The sequence below is a fragment of the Nocardioides sp. Z30_9 genome (genome assembly GCF_058215735.1).
The window spans coordinates 186680-205475 of the sequence record NZ_JBZAJF010000001.1; the positions used below are offsets into that span (position 1 = coordinate 186680).

The following is an 18796-nucleotide window of genomic DNA, read 5'->3' on the forward strand; positions in this document are numbered from 1 at the left end:
CCCAGGCTGGCTCAGGCGACCCGGGTCTGCGGTGAGTTCTCCGCGGTCTTGGCGCCGTCACGCTCCACGACGTCGCCCAGCGCGTCGTCGATCTTCGCCATCAGCTCCGCGGGGATCTTCACCCCGGCGGCCTTGACGTTCTCGCTGACCTGCTCAGGCCGCGAGGCCCCGACGAGGGCTGCGGCGACGTTCTCGTTCTGCAGCACCCACGCGACGGCGAGCTGGGCCATGGTGAGGTCGAGCTCCTCGGCCACCGGCTTGATCGCCTGCACGCGGGTGAGCACGTCGTCGTCCATGAACCGCTTGATCATGTTCGCGCCGCCCTTCTCGTCGGTGGCGCGCGAGCCCTGCGGCGGTGCCTGGCCGGGAAGGTACTTCCCGCTCAGCACGCCCTGGGCGATCGGCGACCAGACGATCTGGGAGATGCCGAGCTCGTGACAGGTGGGGACCACCTCGTCCTCGATGACCCGCCACAGCATGGAGTACTGCGGCTGGGAGGAGATCAGCTGGATGCCGAGGTCCTTGGCCAGCGCGTGGCCGTCGCGGATCTGGTCGGCGGTCCACTCGCTGACGCCGATGTAGAGCGCCTTGCCCTGGCGGACGATGTCGGCGAAGGCCTGCATCGTCTCCTCGAGCGGGGTCTCGGTGTCGTAGCGGTGTGCCTGGTAGAGGTCGACGTAGTCGGTCTGCAACCGGGTCAGGGACCCGTTGATCGACTCCATGATGTGCTTGCGGGACAGGCCGGTGTCGTTCTTGCCGCCCGGACCGGTGGGCCAGTAGACCTTGGTGAAGATCTCCAGCGATTCGCGTCGCTCGCCCTTGAGGGCGTCGCCGAGCACCGACTCGGCCTTGGTGTTCGCGTAGACGTCAGCGGTGTCGAAGGTGCTGATGCCCTCGTCGAGCGCGGCGCGCACGCACTGCGTGGCGACGTCGTTCTCGACCTGGGAGCCGTGGGTGAGCCAGTTGCCGTAGGTGATCTCTGAGATCTTGAGGCCTGAGTTGCCGAGGTATCGGAATTCCATGGATCGACCATACAAACCCGGCGAAGGCCCCGCCTGCGGGGTTACTTCACCGAGGTGATGGTCACCGGGGTGTTGGGGGCCGTGTTGCCGGTGGCGTCCGGCTCCTTGGTGCCGGCGGCGGCGATCTTCTGCACGACCTTCAGGCCCGCGGCACTCATCCGGCCGAAGGGGGTGTACGCCGCAGGCAGGGGGGAGTCCTTGTAGACCAGGAAGAACTGCGAGCCGTTGGTGTCCGGGAGGCCCGCGTTCGCCATCGCCAGGGTGCCCGCGGTGTAGGTGCACACCTCGGTACCGGTGGCGGCGTCCACCTCGCACGGCTGCAGGCGGGGGTCGTTCTCCACGAGCTCGTCGTCGACGGAGTAGCCGGGGCCGCCGCTGCCCGTCGCCGACGGGTCGCCGCACTGGAGCACGAAGATGCCCTCGTCGGTCAGCCGGTGACACACGGTGTTGTCGAAGTAGCCCTGCTTGGCCAGCGACAGGAACGAGTTCACGGTGCACGGCGCCTTGTCGAGGTCGAGGCTGACCTTCACGTCGCCCTGGTCGGTGCCGATGGTGATCTCCTTCGGCGCGTCCTCGTCCAGGTCGCCCGAGGGCGGGTCGACCGGCTTGGCCGCGGTCCCGTCCTCGGTGTAGCTGCAGTCGGAGCTCTCGCTCTTCGGCGTCTTCGCCTCGTCGCTGCCGCATGCAGCCGAGAGGGCGAGGATCGGGAGCACGAACAGCAGGGAGAGTCGACGTAGGGAAGTCACCCGGCGATGCTAGCCACCGGGGCCCGAGCCGGTGGGCACCGGCGTGCGGGTGAGCCCGAACTTCCGTGAGATCACGGTCTCGACCAGCGAGCGGGGGAGGGCGCGCCGCAGGGCGAAGACCGCGCCGGCGTTGCTGCCGACGGCGTACAGCGGAGCCGGCTCCGCTGCCTCGATCGCGCGCACGATCGTCTCCGCGACCTGCTCCGGGGTGATGCCGGAGCGCTCGTTGGCGTCCAGGATGCGCAGCATGGTGCGGAACCGGTCGAGGTGGGGGGAGTCCTCGGCGATGTACCTGGTGCGGCGCTCGCTGATCCCGGTGTTGATCGAACCGGGCTCGACGGTCGTCAGCCACACGCCGTACGGCGCCACCTCGTAGCGCGCCGCGGTGGCGAACCCTTTGATGGCGGCCTTGGTGGCGACGTACGACGACCGGTAGGCGAGCGGGAAGCTGGCCAGCATCGACCCGACCATCACCACCCGGCCGAAGCCGCGCTGGCGCATGCGGGGGAGCAGCAGCTGGGTCAGGCGGACGGGACCGAGCACGTTGAGGCGGAACAGCCGCTCGAGGGCGTCCACCGGGAGGTCCTCCAGCGGTCCGCTCTGGGACTCACCAGCGTTGTTGACCACGATGTCGACGGCGATGCCGTCCGCGGACAGGGCGTCGACGAAGGCATCGACCCCGGCCAGGTCGGTGAGGTCGAGCGGCCGGTAGTCCACCCCCGCGAGACGGTCGTCCCCGGGGATCGAGCCCGGGTCACGGCTGGTGCCGATGACGCGGTGCCCGCGCTCGAGGAGCAGCTGCGCGGTGGCTCGGCCGATCCCCGAGGAGGCGCCGGTGACGAGAGCCGTTGTCACGGGGGAGTGGCTCAGCTCTTCAGCGCGCGGCGGTCGGCGACCAGCGCCGCGGTGTTCAGTGCCGCCCAACCGAGGGTCACCGCGAGCACCTTCTTCCGCACGTCCGGCTTCGAGGTGCCCGTGCTCAGGACCAGGGCGTCGGAGAGGTCGCCCAGGATCCGCAGGGCCATCATCGCGCTGATCACCGAAGGGTTCTTCGACGCCAGCGCGATCCCGGAGATGGACAGGTCGCGGCCGGCATAGGTGTAGGCCATCCGGTCGAAGGCCGGGGCCTGGTCCTGCGGTGCCTGGAGCGCGTCCGCGAGGTGGCGCGGCTTGGCAGCCGCATACGCGCCGTAGCCGGCGGTGGCGAGGGTGATCAGCTTGGAGTACAACATCTGCAAAATCTAGGACTCCACCCCAAGACAGGTCACCCGTTGACCGGGCTGTGCGTCAACGTTTCAGATTCCGCCGCATCAAACAGGCTGTCAATGCCTGGGCAGGGCTGGGCCAGTCCGGACCCATCGGCGCCCCGCTGCGCCCTTGATGCGCTATGAGGCCGGTGCCACGCTGCTGAAGCGGGCGATACGGGCATTGCCCCGCGATCCTCTCGGGAAGGTGTCTGTGGTGGACAAAGATCACAACTCTCATGAGTTCCGCGCCCTCCGCGCCATCCGCGCCATCCGTGTCGCCGTGTCGGTGCGTTCTCGGGAGCTCCTCGTCTCCTTGGTAGCGGTGCCTCTTGCGTTGGCCCTGCTGGTGCCGGTGGCGGCCGCTGCCGAGGACAGCCAGCCCGATGCGGGAGCAGCGTCGACCGGGGATCTGAGCGCTGGCCCAGGCACTGAACCGGCGTCGGAACCGGCTGCGGGTCCCACCGACGCGGCGACCGCTGGACCCGAACCGGAGGAGCCGGCTGCCGAACCGACGGCCGAACCGACGGCCGAGCCGGGCGACGAGGCGACCGATGGGCCGTCTGCGGAGCCTGAGCCATCTGTAGCGGCGGAGCCGGAGGATACGGATAACAGCGTCGAACCCGCGCCCGACGAGGCGGTACGGGAACTGGCTCTCGCGGCGCCTCCGAGGAGGGTGACGATCTGTCACCGGACGGGATCGCGGACCAATCCGTACAACCAGCAGACGGTGACGATCCCACAGGCGGAGGGGCACGCGCGCCAGCACAACGGCCCGATCTTCACCCCCGACGGGCCAGCATCGTGGGGTGACATCATCCCGCCGATCCCCACGGTGCCGGAGGGACGGAACTGGCCAGAGGGTCAGGCCATCTTGAACAACGGTTGCGAGGTGGCTCCGGACCCGGGCCCGCTGCCGTCGGCCTTGATCGCGGACGTCGAGTGCGACGGCGTCGTCCCGCGTGTCCAGGCCACCGTCTCGAACGCGGCGGACGCAACCGACCAGGCGATCGTCGACTTCTTCATCGACGGCGATTTCGATCAAAGGGTCACGGTCGCGCCCGGGGACACCCAGACGGTGGCACTGTCCAGCGCCAGTCTGGCAGCTCGAGGGACCGACCCGTTCCCGATCGAGGCACGCACCGGCGGCACCGTGCTCACCAGCAAGGTCGTCACCGTCGACTGTGCCGAGCCCACGCCGCCGGAGGTCGAGATCAATGCGGAAGTGACGTGCGACGGTCCCGACGCGATTGCCACCGTCACGGCCACGAACAACGGTGAAGAGGCGGTCACGGTCACCACGTCGATCGACGGCGAGCCGTTCGGCGAAGGGCTCGTCGTCGCTGCTGGGGGGACAGCGACCAAGACCGACAACATCTCGCAGTTCGAGGACCAGACCGTCACCATCGAGGTGTTCGTCGACGGTGATCTCGTCGCCACCTACACCCCGACGCCGGACTGCCAACAGTCACCCGACCCGGACCCGGGTCCGCTGCCGTCGGCGTTGATCGCGGACGTCGAGTGCGACGGCGTCGTCCCGCGTGTCCAGGCCACCGTCTCGAACGCGGCGGACGCAACCGACCAGGCGATCGTCGACTTCTACATCGACGGCGAGTTCGATCAAACCGTTGGCCCTGTCGCGCCTGGGGAGAGCCAGACGGTGGCGCTGTCCAGCGATCTTCTCGCAAGTCGAGGGAGCGATCCGTTCCCGATCGAGGCGCGCTCCGGCGGCGCCGCGGTCGCCAGCAAGGTCGTCACCGTCGACTGTGCCCCACCCCCGCCCGGGGTCGAGATCCTTGCGGAGCTGGCCTGCGACGGTCCCGACGCGCTCGCCACCATCACGGCCACGAACAACGGTGAAGAGGCGATCACGGTCACCACGTCGATCGACGGCGAGCCGTTCGGCGATCCGCTCGTCGTCGCTGCTGGGGAGACGGAGACCAAGACCGACAGCATCGCGCAGTTCGAGGACCAGACCATCACCATCGAGGTGTTCGTCGACGGTGAACTCGTCGCCACCTACACCCCGACGCCGGACTGCGACCAGACAGCCGTCCCCAGGGTCGCGGTTGCTGCTCTTCAGTGTCCGCCGGGGTCCGCGACCGCGACCTTGGCCAACGACGGAGATCCCGCCTCGTCGGTGGTGTTCACCGTGCTCGTCAATGGCGGGGTCGAGCAGGTGAGCGCGCCGCTGTACGGCGGTGACGTGACGACGATCGTCGGTGACCTAGAGCCGTATGAGGACCGGAACGTCGTCATCGATCTCCTTGCCAACGGCGAGGTCCTGGGCAGCCGCACGATCTACGTGGACTGCCGCCGGAACCCCAGTACCGTTGCCGGGCCGGGTGCGGGCGGCTCGGGCAACGGCTCGGGCTCAGTGCAGGTCGGGGTCGTGGCGGAGGTGTTGCCGGCGACGGGCGCCGCGTCCGACCGCTGGCTCGGCGGTCTCGGGGGGTGCCTGGTGCTCGGCGGTGCGTTCCTGCTCCTGGTCGGGCGACGCGGCACCACCTCGAGCTGATGCGGCGTGGTTGGGTCGGGGTATGCCGGAGACCCCGAAGCCCCCGCACGTGGACGCCGGAGGTGCGGCGCGGAGACTCGAAGGGGAGAGGGCCGACACGCGAGAGCGACTGGCCGCCCTGCGGGAGGACTTCACCGGTGTGGTCGACGCGAGCCGGGACACGAACGCCGACGACGAGCACGATCCCGAGGGTCAGACCATCGCGTGGGAGCGGTCACAGACCGGAGCCTTGATCCGTCAGGCCGAGCAGCACCTGGTGGAGATCGACGCCGCACTGCGGAAGGTGGAGGGCGGCATCTACGGCATCTGCGAGAGCTGCCACCGGCCGATCGCACCGGCACGGCTGGAGGCACGTCCCACGGCGCGCACCTGCATCGCCTGTGCTGGTTGAGGATCAGGCCTCAAGCAGCTCGAGGAGCAGGTGCAGCGCGACGACCACGGAGCGGGCCCGGACGCCGGCCCTCGAACCCGGCAGGACGACCCGGCGCGAGATGGTGCGGTCCGCGGTGGAGACACACAGGTGCACCAGTCCGACCGGCTTCTCCGGCGTACCCCCACCCGGGCCGGCGATGCCGGTGATCCCGACGCCGATCGTGGTGCCCACGCGTTCCCGGGCGCCGTCAGCCATCGCCTGCGCGACCTCGGCGCTCACCGCGCCCACGGTGTCGAGCAGCTGCTGGGGGACTCCGAGCAGGTCGCGCTTCGCCTCGTTGGCGTAGGTCACCAGCCCACCGAGGAGGTACGCCGAGGAGCCGGCCCGGTCTGCGAGCCGACCCGCCAGGAGGCCCGCGGTGCACGACTCGGCCGTGGCGATCGTCCACCCGCGCTCCAGGAGGGCGTCCGCGACGAGCTCGTCGATGGTGCGGCCGTCCGCGGAGAAGAGCGTCTCGCCGTGCCGGCCCCGGACCGCGGCCACCAGGGCGGCGTAGGCGTCGGCGGAGTCAGGGGAGTAGCGGGTGACGATCTCCAGCTCACCTTCGCGCAGGCAGGTGGTGATCTCCAGGCCAGCCAGCTCGGCCTCGTGGTCGCGCAGCGTCGCGGCGAGCTCGGACTCCACCGTGCCCCAGAGCCGCAGCGTCGACTGGCGCAGCTCGGAGCGGCCGGCGATGGCGGCGCGGACGACCTCGTCCTCCAGGGCCGCGGGCCACATGCCCTGGAGCTCGCCGGGAGGTCCGGGCAGCACCAGCACGGGCGGGCCGTCGCGCCCGTCAGCCACGGGTACGACGAGACCGGGAGCCGTGCCGACCGGGGGCAGGACAGAGGCGCCGCGGGGGACCCAGGCCTGCTTGCGGGTACCGGCCGCGGTGGCCTCCGGGTCGGTCACCCGGCCGCGGGCGGCGTTGAGACGCGCGACGATCCCGGCGATCTCCAGCTCCAGGTCGGTGTCGAGCTCGGGTTCGCGTCCCTGGAACGAGGCGACGATCTCGGCGGTGAGGTCGTCGGCCGTGGGGCCGAGCCCGCCGGTGGTGATCACCAGGTCGTGGTCGGCCGCGAGGTAGGCCAGCGCCCGGCGCAGGTCGTCGGGACGGTCACCGACGACGACGATCTGGCCGACGTCGACGCCGAGCCCGAGCAACTGCTCGGCCAGCCACGGGCCGTTGCGGTCGCTGACGCGTCCGGTGAGCACCTCGGTGCCGGTGACGACGATGCCTGCACGAGTGCCCATGGGTCGATCCTAGGGAGCGGTCCCGGAGACCGGCTCGACCGGCTGGCGCAGGATCGTGCGCAGCTTCGCCGGCTCCACCCGACGAGGGTCGCTGAGGTAGATCTCGTGGTGCCTGCCGGTCAGCCGCAGTCCCTGCTCGGGGATCACGTGGTCGTGCAGCTCGCTGAGCACGGCGGCCTCGGCGTCGTACGGGCCGACGTGGAGGGTCTGCACGCAGGTGCCCTCGTGGAGCGTCTCCATCCGGACCCGGTCGAGGCTCGCCGGACGGTCACCGGCCGATACCACTGCAAGAGCTTCCTCGAACAGGTGTTCGGTGATCCAGTCGGGCACCATCAGCATCGCGGTCCAGTCCCACTGGGACTTGTCGCGCGCGGTCGTGAACGTCGCCATGTCGCCGGCCCACCACAGCGCCTCCAGCGGCGGTACGACGTAGTCGCGGTCCAGCCGGCGCTTGCTGGCGAACTTGAGCTTGTAGGCGACCGGGTACAGCGCGGCGATCGCGTCGGCGTACTCGACGCTGGTGTTCGGATCGCCGTGGCCGTCGACCATCAGGTACTGCAGCGTCGGCACCTCGACGACCCGGAACTCACCGGCTCTCGCCCGGTAGCAGTCCAGGGACTTCTTGAAGTCGGTCTTCATCGCGGGGAGAGGGGTTGGAGCCCCAGCACTACGTAAGTTGACATAATGTACCTTATCGGCGGTTCGATTCCAGTAGACAGCCAAGTGCAGATGGGGTGCTCCGCGACGTTGCCACTCCACCACAGCGTCGCGCATGCCACCCGTTGGGGCCGGATTTCCGATCCCTCCGGACGAGCCTGATAGGTACGCTTTGAACGTCGGCATCAGTTACCCCTGATCCGGCCATGCCCCGCGAGGTTGCAGCCTCGGCGGGGCTCTTTGTTTGCACTTGTGGACTGGGCCTGTTGGGGCCCGTGGTCTGATATGCAACTACTAATCAAGGGCCACCACCTGACGAGCCCCAGAGCCCGGCACCATCACTCAGCGCACAGAGCAGATCGCGGCAGATGCGGACGTTGACGAGCCGTTGAGCTGTTCTCGGGCGCTACGTGCTCTGCTCCCGGGGCAGGCCAAGCAAGTCGGCGACGCGAACAGTTTCACTCCCCATTCGTGTGCGTGCGTTGTTCGAGTTCCACTGTTGGACGCCAACGAGCCTCAGAGGTTTTCGGTCGCGCCGGTGAACCACGTAGGCCACTCGTGGTGGTGGCGCACCCGAGCCTGGTCCTAGGCCGAAGCCGACTATCTCTTGTGCGGGGACGTGGGCTCGAATCAGCCCGCTTCGGTATCGAATTCCTGACGAAGTCACCAGCGCTCGCGAAGTCGCGAGACTCAGGCCCGTTGCGGCGAGCGCTGCGCCAGCGAGCAGCATGACTGCGAGGGTCACCCGGTCGTCTGGCTCGACAAAACCCGATGCTCCAAAAACGATTCCGGAGCCGACGAAGGTCCAACCCATGACCCGTCCAAGTATCGGCGGGCGCAACACAATCTGCGCGATTCCACTTGGTTGCTGGGGCATCTGCAGAATGTCTCACGATGATGGGCGCGCCTCGCGTCGACCTGCCAGTGAACGGATCGCGGCAGATGCGGAAGTTCTCAGGCAGACTTCGGCCATGATCCTCCCGAAGGTTCGGGACCCACGTTTGGTGACGATACGTCGCGGGGGGACCCTCTCCGACTCGGATCACCATCTCCTGGCGCTCTGGGCAGCCGCGTGCGCTGAGCATGTTCTTGATCTGTTTGAGTCGGCTCAGCCCTATGACCCTCGACCGCGGCGGGCGATCGAGCATGCGCGCGCCTGGGTGCGTGGCGAGGTCAAGATGATGCAGGCACGCGCGGCCGGGGGCAATGCCATGGGTGCGGCCAGACCCATACTTGGGGCGGCGCGCCATGCCGCGTACGCCGCTGGCCAGGCCGGGGCGGTCGCCCACGTAGCCGCACACGAGCTCGGCGCAGCGGCCTATGCGATCAAGGCCGTTCGTGCAGCGGCGCCCGACGGCGAGGGGGAGCTAGCCGGGCGGCTCGAGTGCCAGTGGCAGCGGGAGCAGATCCCGGAGCCGATTCGCGAGCTCGTCCTTGATGACCAGAGGTTGCGGAACGACATCTGCTGGTCAGTGTTCGAGTGCTAGCGAACGTCACTTGTGGCGGGGACATTCCGGCGCGCGGATCGCGGCAGAAGCGGACGTTCGTGGGTCAGCAGAAACCCGTTAGATAGAGGAGCTGATTGCCGTCCTCGTCTCCCCAGACCCCGGCGTTCCACATCGCATGTTCGCCCAACTGTTTGCTGGTGGGCTGAGCAGAGATGACGTAGGGCCTAACCTCAGCCCACGTCTTCGTGGCGTCCTCACCCTCGAACCACTCGAACTGACCGCTGCTGTACATGTCGAGGACTAGGGATACCCCAGAGGCGATCAGCTCGTCAGCGACGTGGCGCTTGCACCTGCTGTTTCGGCGGCCGTAACCGCGCCCGTCCAAGCCAGTGACCTTGCCCTGGTCTAGGTGCTCAGGCCGCTGGCGGTCGCTGAGATCTGTACCCATGAGCCCACGCTAACGGTGGCGCCCAGTCGTTGCCTGGGGATCGGCTTGACAGCGCGGATCGCGGCATGTGACTGCGCTACGGCCGGCGGTTCGCGACCAGGTACCGCAGACTGAGGGCTGTGTCCGTCATAAAAGCTGCGATGGCGTATGTCCTTTTCAGCGGATCCCTCGGATCAGTGACCCACTCGACAATCACCGCGACTCCCACGGCGACAAGTAACACCGAGACGAACAGAGCGAGTGAGGTCGCGATCGTGACAGTCTGCCGGTCGCGGTCGAGCTGGCTTCGCATTGGGACATCCTCGCCTGCAGCCAAGCCATTGAGCCAGCACCTCGTTGGAGCCCGGAGTGCCCGACCCACCAATGCAGTTGCATGCGCGCACATCGGCTACTGCTACTTGTGCGAGCGGATCGCGGCAGATGCGGATGTTCTATCGAGGGTCGTGCCACCAGTTGCCGTCGCGCTCAAACAGGGCACTCACGGCCTTCGACGACTCCTCGCACCACTGGACGATGAAGTTTGAACTCGGCTCGGGGGGTCGGTCGAGCCACCTCTCGGCGGCCTGTCGCAGCGTGGCGTGTGCGTCCGAGATGGGTGTCTTTCCCGTCGCGTAGAGGTCAGCGAGTTCTGACCACGCGACGTAAATCTCACCCGCGTGCGCGAGTTCCCATGAGCCTTCGGGCGAGGTGTCGATAAAGAGGTTGGGCACCTCGTTTGCTTTCCTATTGGCATCCCAAGCGTCATCGAGTGCCAGCACTTGACGCACCACGGGGTCGATCACCCGAACGAAGAAGTTCCACTCGCGTTCTTCGGTGTCTGCTGGGTCGCTCACCCTCGCACCCTAGAACGCCGGGGCGTAGGGCACGTGGGAGCCGGAACACCCGCTCATCGACCATGTCAGTGCGTTGGTCGAGTTGGGTGACCATCGTGCGGAGGCGGCATCGCTCCCCCGACAAGCCTCCTTCGTCGGCCTGTCGGGACCCCTGCGACCCGAGAACCGCCGCCGCCTGTCCCCACCTGGGGCGACGGTTGCCGATCAGGTCCCTTTGAGAGTTCCGTCCCACCCAGCAAGTGCGGCCATCGGGAGCAGCAGCGATGCAGGGACCCACTCGGAGAACCCGCGCACTGAGGACCGGGCCCGGTCGGGATCCTTCCCGGCACGCCGGAGATAGCCGACTCGACGCCACGCAGCCCGAGCCTTCTTGACCTGGCCAAGACGCTCGTATCGAAGAGGGTCTGCTCGTGCTGAGGCCAGGGCATATGACCGCACCATGCGCCGCAGTCGCCACATCTGCTGGGTGCTCAACTCCCCATGCACAGGGTCGATCACCGGCCAGCCGGACCGCGAGTGACGCCACAACCGGCCAGTGTCCCGCCAGCCCGTAGGACGACCCCAAGGCTGGTAGTGCCGAACACCGCGAGCCGCGTGCTTGGAGAGGTACTGCAGCCAACCCAGAAGGCCGGTGATCGCCGTGACGAACTGCGCGCTGGACGAGACCCGTACTCCCCTGCCACGTCGCGCCAGATGGCCACCACCGCATGGCCTGGGCCAGCAGGAACAACCCCCGTGTTACAGGTCGGGGGTCCACCGAGGCTGTGTCCTTATCGGCGGTTCAGTCGTAGCTGGGGCAGAGGTCGCCCTCCGGGCGCCAACCTTTGACGGTGCGCCTCGGTATTGCAGCAGGTCAACACCCGGTTTCAGGTGGACCAGTCCGCAGGCTTCGGTCCCCCCCGTGGATGGTTGCTGCCCATCCGCTCGGGTGCAAGTCTGCTGAAGCGGAGCGAGACGGGCATTCCTCCGCGATCTTCTCGGGAAGGTGAATCTCGTGGGCGCAATTCGAAATTGTTTCTCGGCAGTCCAGCTCCGGACGGCGCTGGCACTGGTCCTGGCGGTGATCTGCGTCCTGGCGGGATCCCCCGCCCACGCCGAACCCATCGTCGGCAGTGGGACCCGGGCCGGGGGGACGGCCTTCACCGAGCTCCAGATCCAGCCGATCACCGGGGAGCTGGGTCTCAGGAACGTGGCTGGGTACGACGTACCGGGACTCGATCCGGAATCGGGCTACCCGACGACCACGCCCCCGGCAGGATCGACCCCTCACACCATCGCGTACGCAGGGGCGATTCCCGCCCGGGACCCCTCCGGCACCACGGTCCTCACCTACTGCATCGACCTGTTCACCGACACCCAGTCCGGCGTCACCTATGAGCGTGGCGAGTGGAGCGAGGCCAACGTCCCCAACCTCGACCGTGTCCACTACATCCTTCAGAACTACTACCCGAACAATCCGAACCAGCCGGCGGGCGTGGCCGACAACGTCAAGGCTGCGGCGGTGCAGGCCGCGATCTGGTTCTTCACCGACAACTACGTGGTGGCCACCAACGCCAGTAACAACCTCTACGCACTCACGTCCGCCATCGTGGCCGACGCTCTCGCCAGCGAGCCCGTGCCCGAGCCCGAGCCGATCAACCTGACCATCGAACCGGAGGCGGCAGCGGCTCCCCTGACCGGCGAGCTGGTGGGTCCGTTCACGGTCAGCACGAACGGTCCCGCGACGTTGCGGCTCACCCCCGGGGTGGAGGTGTACGCCGACGCCGCCGGAACACAGCAGCGTGCGGAGGGTGACACCGTGGCGGACGGCGACCAGCTGTTTGTCCGCGCCACCAGCACCACTGCGGCTCAACAGGGCTTCTCGCTGGAACGGCTGGAGACCATCCAGGAGAGCACCGTCTATCTCTTCGACGGGAGCGACCCCGCCCGTGAGACGGCGCAGAAGCTGGTGCTGGCGCAGAGCAGAGACCTCCAGGCCCGCGGTTCGGTGCTGATCACTCCGTACACCGCCGGAGGGATCGCGGTCACCAAGACCATCACCGGCACCGGTGCAGGCCTCCAGGACGATGTTGTCGTCGCCATCGCATGCACCCCGCCCGACGGCGGCGACCCGATCGAGCGCGAGGTGACGATTCCGGCCGGAACGACCGGCGATTTCGCTGCAGACCCGATCACCGGGCTGCCCGTGGACACCACCTGCACCGTCACCGAGGTCGAGAACGGCGACAACGAACGGGTCGACGTCACCGCCACCTCCATCACACCCGGCCCGGAGATCACAATCGTCGAGGGAGAGAACACTCCGGTGACGGTCACCGACACCTACGCCCTCACCGGAGGGATCGCGGTCACCAAGAGCATCACCGGCTCCGGCGCCGGCCTCCAGGGCGAGGTGGTCATCGCCATCTCGTGCACCCCGCCCGACGGCGGCGACCCGATCGAGCGCGAGGTGACGATTCCGGCCGGAACGACCGGCGAAGTCGCCCCCACCCCGATCACGGGGCTGCGCGCGGGGAGCACCTGCACCGTCACCGAGCCAGAGAACGGTGAGAACGGGCTCGTCAATCCCCCGGTCATCACCCTGCCCGAGAACGTGACGATCCTCGAGAACGCCAGCGTCCCCGTGACGGTCACCAACGACTACGAGCGTGCAGTCGGGGCCCTGAGCCTGGCGAAGGTGATCACCGGCTCCGGCGCCGGCCTCCAGGGCGAGGTGGTCATTGCCATCGCGTGCACCCCGCCCGAGGGCGGCGACCCGATCCAGCGGGAGGTGACGATTCCGGCCGGCAGCACCGGAGAGACCGAGCCGCAGACAGTCAGCGGGCTCCCCGCTGGAGCCACCTGCACCACCACCGAGCCAGAGAACGGCGACAACGGGCTCGTCAATCCCCCGGTCACCACGCTCCCCGAGAACGTGACGATCATCAAGAACGCGGGGGCGTTCCTGACGGTCACCAACGAGTACACGCGCGCGTCCGGTGGTCTCCGCCTCACCAAGGTGATCGCCGGTCCCGCCGCTGGCCGCCAGGGCGAGGTGGTGATCGCCCTGGACTGCGACGACCCTGAGAACGCCTTCGACCAGCAGTTCACCGTTCCCGCCGGCTCCCCCGCCGGTGCCTACCCGCAGGAAGCCGTGACGGGCATCCCGGCCGGCACCGAGTGCAGCGTCACCGAGACCGCCACTGGCGCGACCGGGGCGGTCCAGCTGGACTCGCAGGTGATCACACCGACGTCGATTGACATCGTCGACGCAGAAATCACGGAGGTCACCGTCACCAACACCTACCGCGAGGAAGGCAAGGGCGGCGGGAACGGTGGCGGGGACGATGTCACCATCTTCGCCCCCGGTGGTGGCAACCTGCCCAGCACCGGGGCAGCGGCGGACGCCGTGCTCCTCGCAGCGCTCGGAGCAGGACTCGCCCTGTGCGGGGCAGTGACACTGGTCATCGCCCGCCGCCGGGACGCGAGCTGCTCTCGCGCCTAGCAAAACGGCGCGCCCGCGGTGGCGCCGCACGAGCCGGAGAACAAGAACGACACCTGCAGGAATGACCAACGTCACTTCCGGCGAGGTTGGTCGGTGGCCCCGGGTTCCTCGAAAATGTGCTTGTAGTGCGAGCGTCCATGACGGCCGTCGGGTCGCGGCTCCGCCGCCCCGGTCGTGCAGCGACCTCCTTCCGCTGGCATGCCCGGCGGCACAAGCGCCTTCGAACACACGTGGGCCGTCGGTAGGTCATGCCCGGACGTCTTGGCGCGCGCGCCGACAGTGACCGGCATACGCCGAACCGAAGAGAGGAGTAGGACATGACTACGACTGACGCCGTCACCGTCGACCAGGACCGCGACAAGCGCCGCCGCCGCGGAGCGATCGTCCGCTTCGGGCTGGCCACCGTCGCCGTTCTGGGTGTCGGAGCGGCCCTGACCAGTGCGGTGTGGACCGACGACGCATGGTTCGACGGCGGCGCGAGCGCCGTGGAGAAGGTCGAACTGCAGGCCAGCGTCGACGGTGGTAGCACCTGGTACGACGCCGACACTGAGAACCAGGCCGTGTCGATCCCGGCGGACGCGTTCGACAACCTCAACCAGGGCGCCGACGAGACCATCACGCTGCACCTGAAGAACGCCAGCAGCGTGCCGCTGACGCTCGGCAAGGGCGTGCTGAACACCAGCGGTGCCATGTTCGCAGGGAACGCTCCGGCGACCGCCACGGTCACCGACCCGAGCGCCGCCCAGCTCGCTCCCGGTGCCACCGACGAGGTGACCCTGCAGGTCACCACTCCTGGCGATTGGCCCGAGCAGTACCAGGGCGCCGAGGGGACGATGACCCTGCAGTTCACCGGAGAGTCCTGACCGGTGGCGGGCCGCGCGCTGGTCGTGCGCATCCTGCGCACGGCCGCCGATGTCCTGGTCTGGGGACTCGCGGTCATCGGGGTCCTCAGCCTGGCGGTGTGGGGCGCGACCACTCTGGGTGTGATCAAGCCGCTCATCGTGGTCTCCGGGTCCATGGAGCCGGAGATCATGACCGGCGACCTGGTGGTCGCGAGGCCCGTCCCGATCGAGGAGGTCAAGGTCGGGGACGTGCTGTCCCTGCACAACGACGTCTCGGACCGGCTTGTCACGCACCGCGTCGTCGAGGTGAAGCAGCACGACGACGGGTCGTGGCACGTCCGAATGCAGGGCGACGCCAACGACAGCCCGGACGCCGGTGAGTATGTCGTCACCGACGACACGGTGCTGTCCCCGCGCTGGCAGTTCGCGGGTGTGGGTGACTTCCTGATGAGGCTGACGCGCCCGAGCGTTGCCGTACCGCTCGTGATCGCGGTCGCAGCGATCCTCGCCCTGAGCCTGATGCCCCGCCCGGGCCCGACCCCGGCGGGCAGGCGCCAGGACGTGGCGCGCGACCCGCAAGATGACGAAGCGGCACGCGAACTGGTCGGCGCCTCGTCAAGTCGGACCCCATAGGGGTCCTCCTGGGCGCGGCCGTGCCCGGCACGGCCGCGCCCAGCCTTACGCCAGCTTCACTTCAACCATGAACCGTGCCGAAGGAAAGGAGACAGCGCATGACCTGGCCCGCCACGCGCCGACGGCTGGTCGCCGCGATGGGCACGCTCGTGGCGGTCGTTCTCATCCTCGCGACGACCGCGACCCGGACGGTCGCGGCGTGGACCGACAGGGCAGTGTTCACCGCCCGGGCCACGTCCGGCACCTGGGCCACCGTGGGCGGCGACAACTGCGAGGTGCTTAACGCCACCACCGGCGAGGTCGTCGGGACCTGCTCCGTCGACGGGGTGACCTTCATGGGCGCGTGGGAGCAGGGCACCAGGTTCAGCGTGGCTGTCGGCGGGTTCCAACCGAGCAATGACAGGGTGGCCAGGGTGAGCGTCGACCTGTCGCAGTACAGCTCGGAGTGGAACTGGGCCACCGGCTTCGCGCAGATGGACAGCGCGCAGAACGTCAGCTGGTCCGCGCCCGTGATCACCTTCACCACTTACCCGTGGGGCTTCTCCCCGTTCACCGGCACTTACATGCAGGGCGCTTCCCGGACCGGGCCGCCATCGGCGGGCGGGCCCGAGGACTCGGCCGGCGGGTCGGAGTCGGAGTCCGCACGACCAGATGGCCCATCCAAGCCTGAGGGCCCGGCCGACGAGTCGGAGCCGGAGTCCGCACAACCAGATGGCCCATCCAGGCCTGAGGACCCGGCCGACGGGTCGGAGCCGGAGTCGGAGTCCGCAGAACCAGATGGCGCAGCATCCCGGCCTTGATCGTGGGCGATTCCGGGTCTGACCAGGCCTGACCAGGCCTGGTCAGACCTCGTCGTCGTCGATCGTGTGCATCGCGGCTTCCTCGGCGCTCGCCCCGGCGCCGTCGATGCCCTCGTCCTCGGCGATCAGCTCGGAGTCCACGTCCTCGCCGGTCCCCTCGTCGGGTGCCATCAGCCGGCCGGTGCGTTCGCGGCCCACCTCGCCGCCGACGTCGCCGTCGAGGATGTCCACGTCGAGCTCGGCGATCGCCTCCTCCCAGACCTCGGGTTCCTCCCGGTCGAGCTGCTCCTCGAGCGTGCCCCCGCCTTCGGGGTGACGCAGGTGATCGGGCTCGCGCTCGGGCGGAGAGAATCCCTCGTCGAGCACGTCGTCGACGCCGCGGTCCTCGAGGCTGTCCTCTGGCTGGATCTGGTCGCTGTTGCTCATGACTCGACCGTAACGGGTGTTCAAGAGCCGCGGGCCGCAGGTCAGGAGGCAGGCTGGAGCAGGGAGTCCACGAGCTCCAGCAGTCGCGTCATGGAACCGCCCTTGACGACGTAGTGGTCCGCGCCGGCCTCGAGGGCCTTCTGGGCGAGAGTGCTCTGGTTGAAGCCGGACAGCACGATGACGCGTACGCCGGGCACGGCTGCCCGGATCAGCGGCAGCGCCTCGAGACCGTCCATGCGCGGCATCGCCAGGTCGAGCAGCACCAGGTCGGGCTGCAGCTCAGCGGCCATCTCGACCGCGGCGATCCCGTCGGCTGCCTCCCCCACGACCGTGAGCCCCCGGCAGGACTCCATCCGGGTGCGTAGCAGCAGCCGCAGGTCGTCGGCGTCGTCGACCACGAGGACGCTGTGGGTGCGCGGCAGCTGGGGCACGGGAGCCCGTCCGTCGAGCTCGGGGTCGAAGTCGGTGCCGAGGGTCGCAGCAGCGGTGCGCACGAGGTCGCCCGGCTGGAGACCGGCCCCATCAAGGGGGTCGAGGAGGTCATCCATCATCGCGCGGGCCGCGGTGAGGGTCCGCTCGAGGTAGGACAGGGACGCCTCGCTCTCCCCCACCTCCAGCGCATAGACGGCCGCGACCAGCCCCTGCACCACGTTGTCGTTGATCTCGAGGGCCTGGCGGCGTCGCAGCTGTGCCTCGTCGAGCCGCGCGACGACGCTCTCGCCGTCGAGCCGGGGGCGGGCGTCCCTGAGGAACAGCGCCACCAGCGAGCCGCCGGGATCGCTGCCGGCCGTGGAGTCGACACCGGAGGTGATCACGTCGAGCTGGAGCGGGGCCCCGTCAAGCGACACGGCCGAGACGCCGGCGCTTCCGGACCCGGGCCACCCCGGGATGAACGCCTCGATCGACCGCCCGCGCGGGTCTCCCCCGAGCAGCTGGTGGGCGCGGTGGTTGGCCTCGAGCACGCAGTGGTCCGCCCCCAGCAGCAGGATGGCGTCGGGAGCGGCGTCGACCAGGCCCTGGAAGCGGGCCGCGCTCCGCTCGCGCTCGCGCTCGGCGAGGACCTGCTCGGTGATGTCGATGCAGGTGCCGCGCATCCGCACCGGCTGCCCGTCGGCGTCCCGGATGACCTCGCCGGTCGAGGACAGGAACCGCACCCTGCCATCGGGCCGGACGATCCGCTCCACCATCTGGTAGGGCTCGCCGGTCGCGTAGGCCTGCTGGTGCAGGGCGGAAACCCAGTCACGGTCCTCGGGGTGGAGCAGCGAGATGAACTTGTCGTACGACGGCTGGAACGACTGCGGCTCGTAGCCGTAGATGCGGAACAGCTGGTCGGACCACGTGCTCACGTCGGAGGGGATGTGCCAGTCGTAGTCCCCCATCTGGGCGAGCTGCTGGGCGGACTCGACGCGGCTGATGAGGTCGTCGTACTGCGCCTGGAACCGGTCGCGCGTCAGGGCGAGGTCCAGGATGCCGAGCGCGAGCTCGAGGGCGGACGCGTCCTCGGGGGCGGGAGCCGTCCACGCGAGGACGAGGGTGCCCAGTCCGTTCGGCAGGTGGTGGATGCCCACCTCCGCGACTCCCCGGGACCGCCAGGTCTCCGGTGTCTCGCAGGCGATGAAGGACCCGCCGCCCGGGGGCACCTCGATCGACGCCGTGGCGTCGAGGTGGAGCCCGGCCTGCGCCGGCCCGAAGGAGACGTCGTGGCGTGGCGCGAGCACGAGTGCCGCGGCGGCGCCGGTGATGCTCAGCAGGGTGGGCAGGCCGGCCTCGACGACCAGCCGCGGCGAGTCGTGCCCGGCGAGCTCGTCGGCGAGCTCGCGAAGCTTTCCCATCCGGCTGGTCGAGTCCATGTCCCTTTCCTGGGCGTTCCTGAGGCGTGTTCCGGTGTGCCGAGCCCACCTGTCACTCCGGAACGGCCGTCGGGCTGACCCCGGAGTCTGCTGCGCAGCGACTCTATGGCTGGGGCACGGGGGCGGCGACGAAAACGGGGTACTGATGTACAGCACCCGTGACCGGTCTAGTCCGGACG

The 18796-nt window shown here is 68.9% G+C and carries 18 protein-coding genes; 6 read left to right on the forward strand and 12 right to left on the reverse strand.

All coding sequences use genetic code 11. From position 1 onward, the window contains the following. Nucleotides 1-11: 11 nt before the first annotated feature. The 4 genes from AC4BGB_RS00950 to AC4BGB_RS00965 are packed head-to-tail and all read right to left on the reverse strand — an operon-like array spanning nucleotide 12 to nucleotide 3000. Entirely contained in the window at nucleotides 12-1022 is a 1011-nt protein-coding gene (locus AC4BGB_RS00950) for an aldo/keto reductase family protein (RefSeq protein ID WP_490544090.1), read from the reverse strand. Nucleotides 1023-1063: 41 nt separating this feature from the next. Beyond that, nucleotides 1064-1768: a peptidylprolyl isomerase gene (locus AC4BGB_RS00955; protein WP_490544091.1), complete on the reverse strand. Its 705-nt coding sequence runs from the start codon at nucleotides 1766-1768 to the stop codon at nucleotides 1064-1066. Between the two features lie 9 nt (nucleotides 1769-1777). Next, nucleotides 1778-2623, reverse strand: a complete 846-nt coding sequence (locus AC4BGB_RS00960) for an SDR family oxidoreductase (RefSeq protein ID WP_490544092.1) — start codon at nucleotides 2621-2623, stop codon at nucleotides 1778-1780. A gap of 11 nt (nucleotides 2624-2634) precedes the next feature. Next, nucleotides 2635-3000, reverse strand: a complete 366-nt coding sequence (locus AC4BGB_RS00965; protein ID WP_490544093.1) for a hypothetical protein — start codon at nucleotides 2998-3000, stop codon at nucleotides 2635-2637. A 229-nt stretch (nucleotides 3001-3229) separates the two neighbouring features. On the opposite strand from AC4BGB_RS00965, the gene AC4BGB_RS00970 reads away from it, so the two are divergent. Both AC4BGB_RS00970 and AC4BGB_RS00975 read left to right on the forward strand, forming a co-directional pair. After that, the gene (locus AC4BGB_RS00970) at nucleotides 3230-5530 is read left to right on the forward strand and encodes an LPXTG cell wall anchor domain-containing protein (RefSeq protein WP_490544094.1); all 2301 of its coding nucleotides are present in this window, start codon (nucleotides 3230-3232) and stop codon (nucleotides 5528-5530) included. A gap of 22 nt (nucleotides 5531-5552) precedes the next feature. Continuing rightward, nucleotides 5553-5921, forward strand: coding sequence for a TraR/DksA family transcriptional regulator (locus tag AC4BGB_RS00975; protein ID WP_490544095.1), 369 nt, complete (start codon nucleotides 5553-5555; stop codon nucleotides 5919-5921). 3 nt (nucleotides 5922-5924) lie between these two features. Here the strand turns inward: AC4BGB_RS00975 and AC4BGB_RS00980 are convergent, their stop codons facing one another. Together AC4BGB_RS00980 and AC4BGB_RS00985 are read right to left on the reverse strand one after the other, a co-directional pair. Next, nucleotides 5925-7196 carry a competence/damage-inducible protein A gene (locus AC4BGB_RS00980; protein ID WP_490544096.1) on the reverse strand — a complete coding sequence of 424 codons (1272 nt, stop codon included), beginning with the start codon at nucleotides 7194-7196 and terminating at the stop codon, nucleotides 5925-5927. 9 nt (nucleotides 7197-7205) lie between these two features. Beyond that, on the reverse strand, nucleotides 7206-7835 hold the full coding sequence (locus tag AC4BGB_RS00985) for a GyrI-like domain-containing protein (protein WP_490544097.1): 630 nt from the start codon (nucleotides 7833-7835) through the stop codon (nucleotides 7206-7208). 989 nt (nucleotides 7836-8824) lie between these two features. Between AC4BGB_RS00985 and AC4BGB_RS00990 the strand changes: the two genes are divergently transcribed. Continuing rightward, the gene (locus tag AC4BGB_RS00990; RefSeq protein ID WP_490544098.1) at nucleotides 8825-9340 is read left to right on the forward strand and encodes a putative immunity protein; all 516 of its coding nucleotides are present in this window, start codon (nucleotides 8825-8827) and stop codon (nucleotides 9338-9340) included. A 64-nt stretch (nucleotides 9341-9404) separates the two neighbouring features. On the opposite strand, the gene AC4BGB_RS00995 is transcribed toward AC4BGB_RS00990, so the two are convergent. The 3 genes from AC4BGB_RS00995 to AC4BGB_RS01005 all read right to left on the reverse strand — a co-directional run bounded on the left by AC4BGB_RS00995 (nucleotide 9405) and on the right by AC4BGB_RS01005 (nucleotide 10582). Continuing rightward, on the reverse strand, nucleotides 9405-9749 hold the full coding sequence (locus tag AC4BGB_RS00995) for a hypothetical protein (protein WP_490544099.1): 345 nt from the start codon (nucleotides 9747-9749) through the stop codon (nucleotides 9405-9407). 76 nt (nucleotides 9750-9825) lie between these two features. Next, nucleotides 9826-10041, reverse strand: a complete 216-nt coding sequence (locus tag AC4BGB_RS01000) for a hypothetical protein (protein WP_490544100.1) — start codon at nucleotides 10039-10041, stop codon at nucleotides 9826-9828. Nucleotides 10042-10180: 139 nt separating this feature from the next. Further along, entirely contained in the window at nucleotides 10181-10582 is a 402-nt protein-coding gene (locus tag AC4BGB_RS01005; protein WP_490544101.1) for a hypothetical protein, read from the reverse strand. Between the two features lie 994 nt (nucleotides 10583-11576). Between AC4BGB_RS01005 and AC4BGB_RS01010 the strand changes: the two genes are divergently transcribed. The 3 genes from AC4BGB_RS01010 (at nucleotide 11577) to AC4BGB_RS01020 (ending at nucleotide 15541) form a co-directional block, all read left to right on the forward strand. Next, complete coding sequence (locus AC4BGB_RS01010; protein ID WP_490544102.1) at nucleotides 11577-14066, forward strand: thioester domain-containing protein; 2490 nt, start codon at nucleotides 11577-11579, stop codon at nucleotides 14064-14066. 317 nt (nucleotides 14067-14383) lie between these two features. Next, the gene (locus AC4BGB_RS01015; protein ID WP_490544103.1) at nucleotides 14384-14929 is read left to right on the forward strand and encodes a hypothetical protein; all 546 of its coding nucleotides are present in this window, start codon (nucleotides 14384-14386) and stop codon (nucleotides 14927-14929) included. A 3-nt stretch (nucleotides 14930-14932) separates the two neighbouring features. Beyond that, nucleotides 14933-15541: a signal peptidase I gene (locus AC4BGB_RS01020; protein ID WP_490544104.1), complete on the forward strand. Its 609-nt coding sequence runs from the start codon at nucleotides 14933-14935 to the stop codon at nucleotides 15539-15541. A gap of 61 nt (nucleotides 15542-15602) precedes the next feature. Here the strand turns inward: AC4BGB_RS01020 and AC4BGB_RS01025 are convergent, their stop codons facing one another. The 3 genes from AC4BGB_RS01025 to AC4BGB_RS01035 form a co-directional block, all read right to left on the reverse strand. Further along, on the reverse strand, nucleotides 15603-16064 hold the full coding sequence (locus AC4BGB_RS01025; protein WP_490544105.1) for a hypothetical protein: 462 nt from the start codon (nucleotides 16062-16064) through the stop codon (nucleotides 15603-15605). Nucleotides 16065-16383: 319 nt separating this feature from the next. Next, nucleotides 16384-16767, reverse strand: coding sequence for a DUF5709 domain-containing protein (locus AC4BGB_RS01030; protein WP_490544106.1), 384 nt, complete (start codon nucleotides 16765-16767; stop codon nucleotides 16384-16386). Between the two features lie 41 nt (nucleotides 16768-16808). Then, complete coding sequence (locus AC4BGB_RS01035) at nucleotides 16809-18617, reverse strand: response regulator (protein ID WP_490544107.1); 1809 nt, start codon at nucleotides 18615-18617, stop codon at nucleotides 16809-16811. Between the last annotated feature and the right edge of the window lie 179 nt (nucleotides 18618-18796).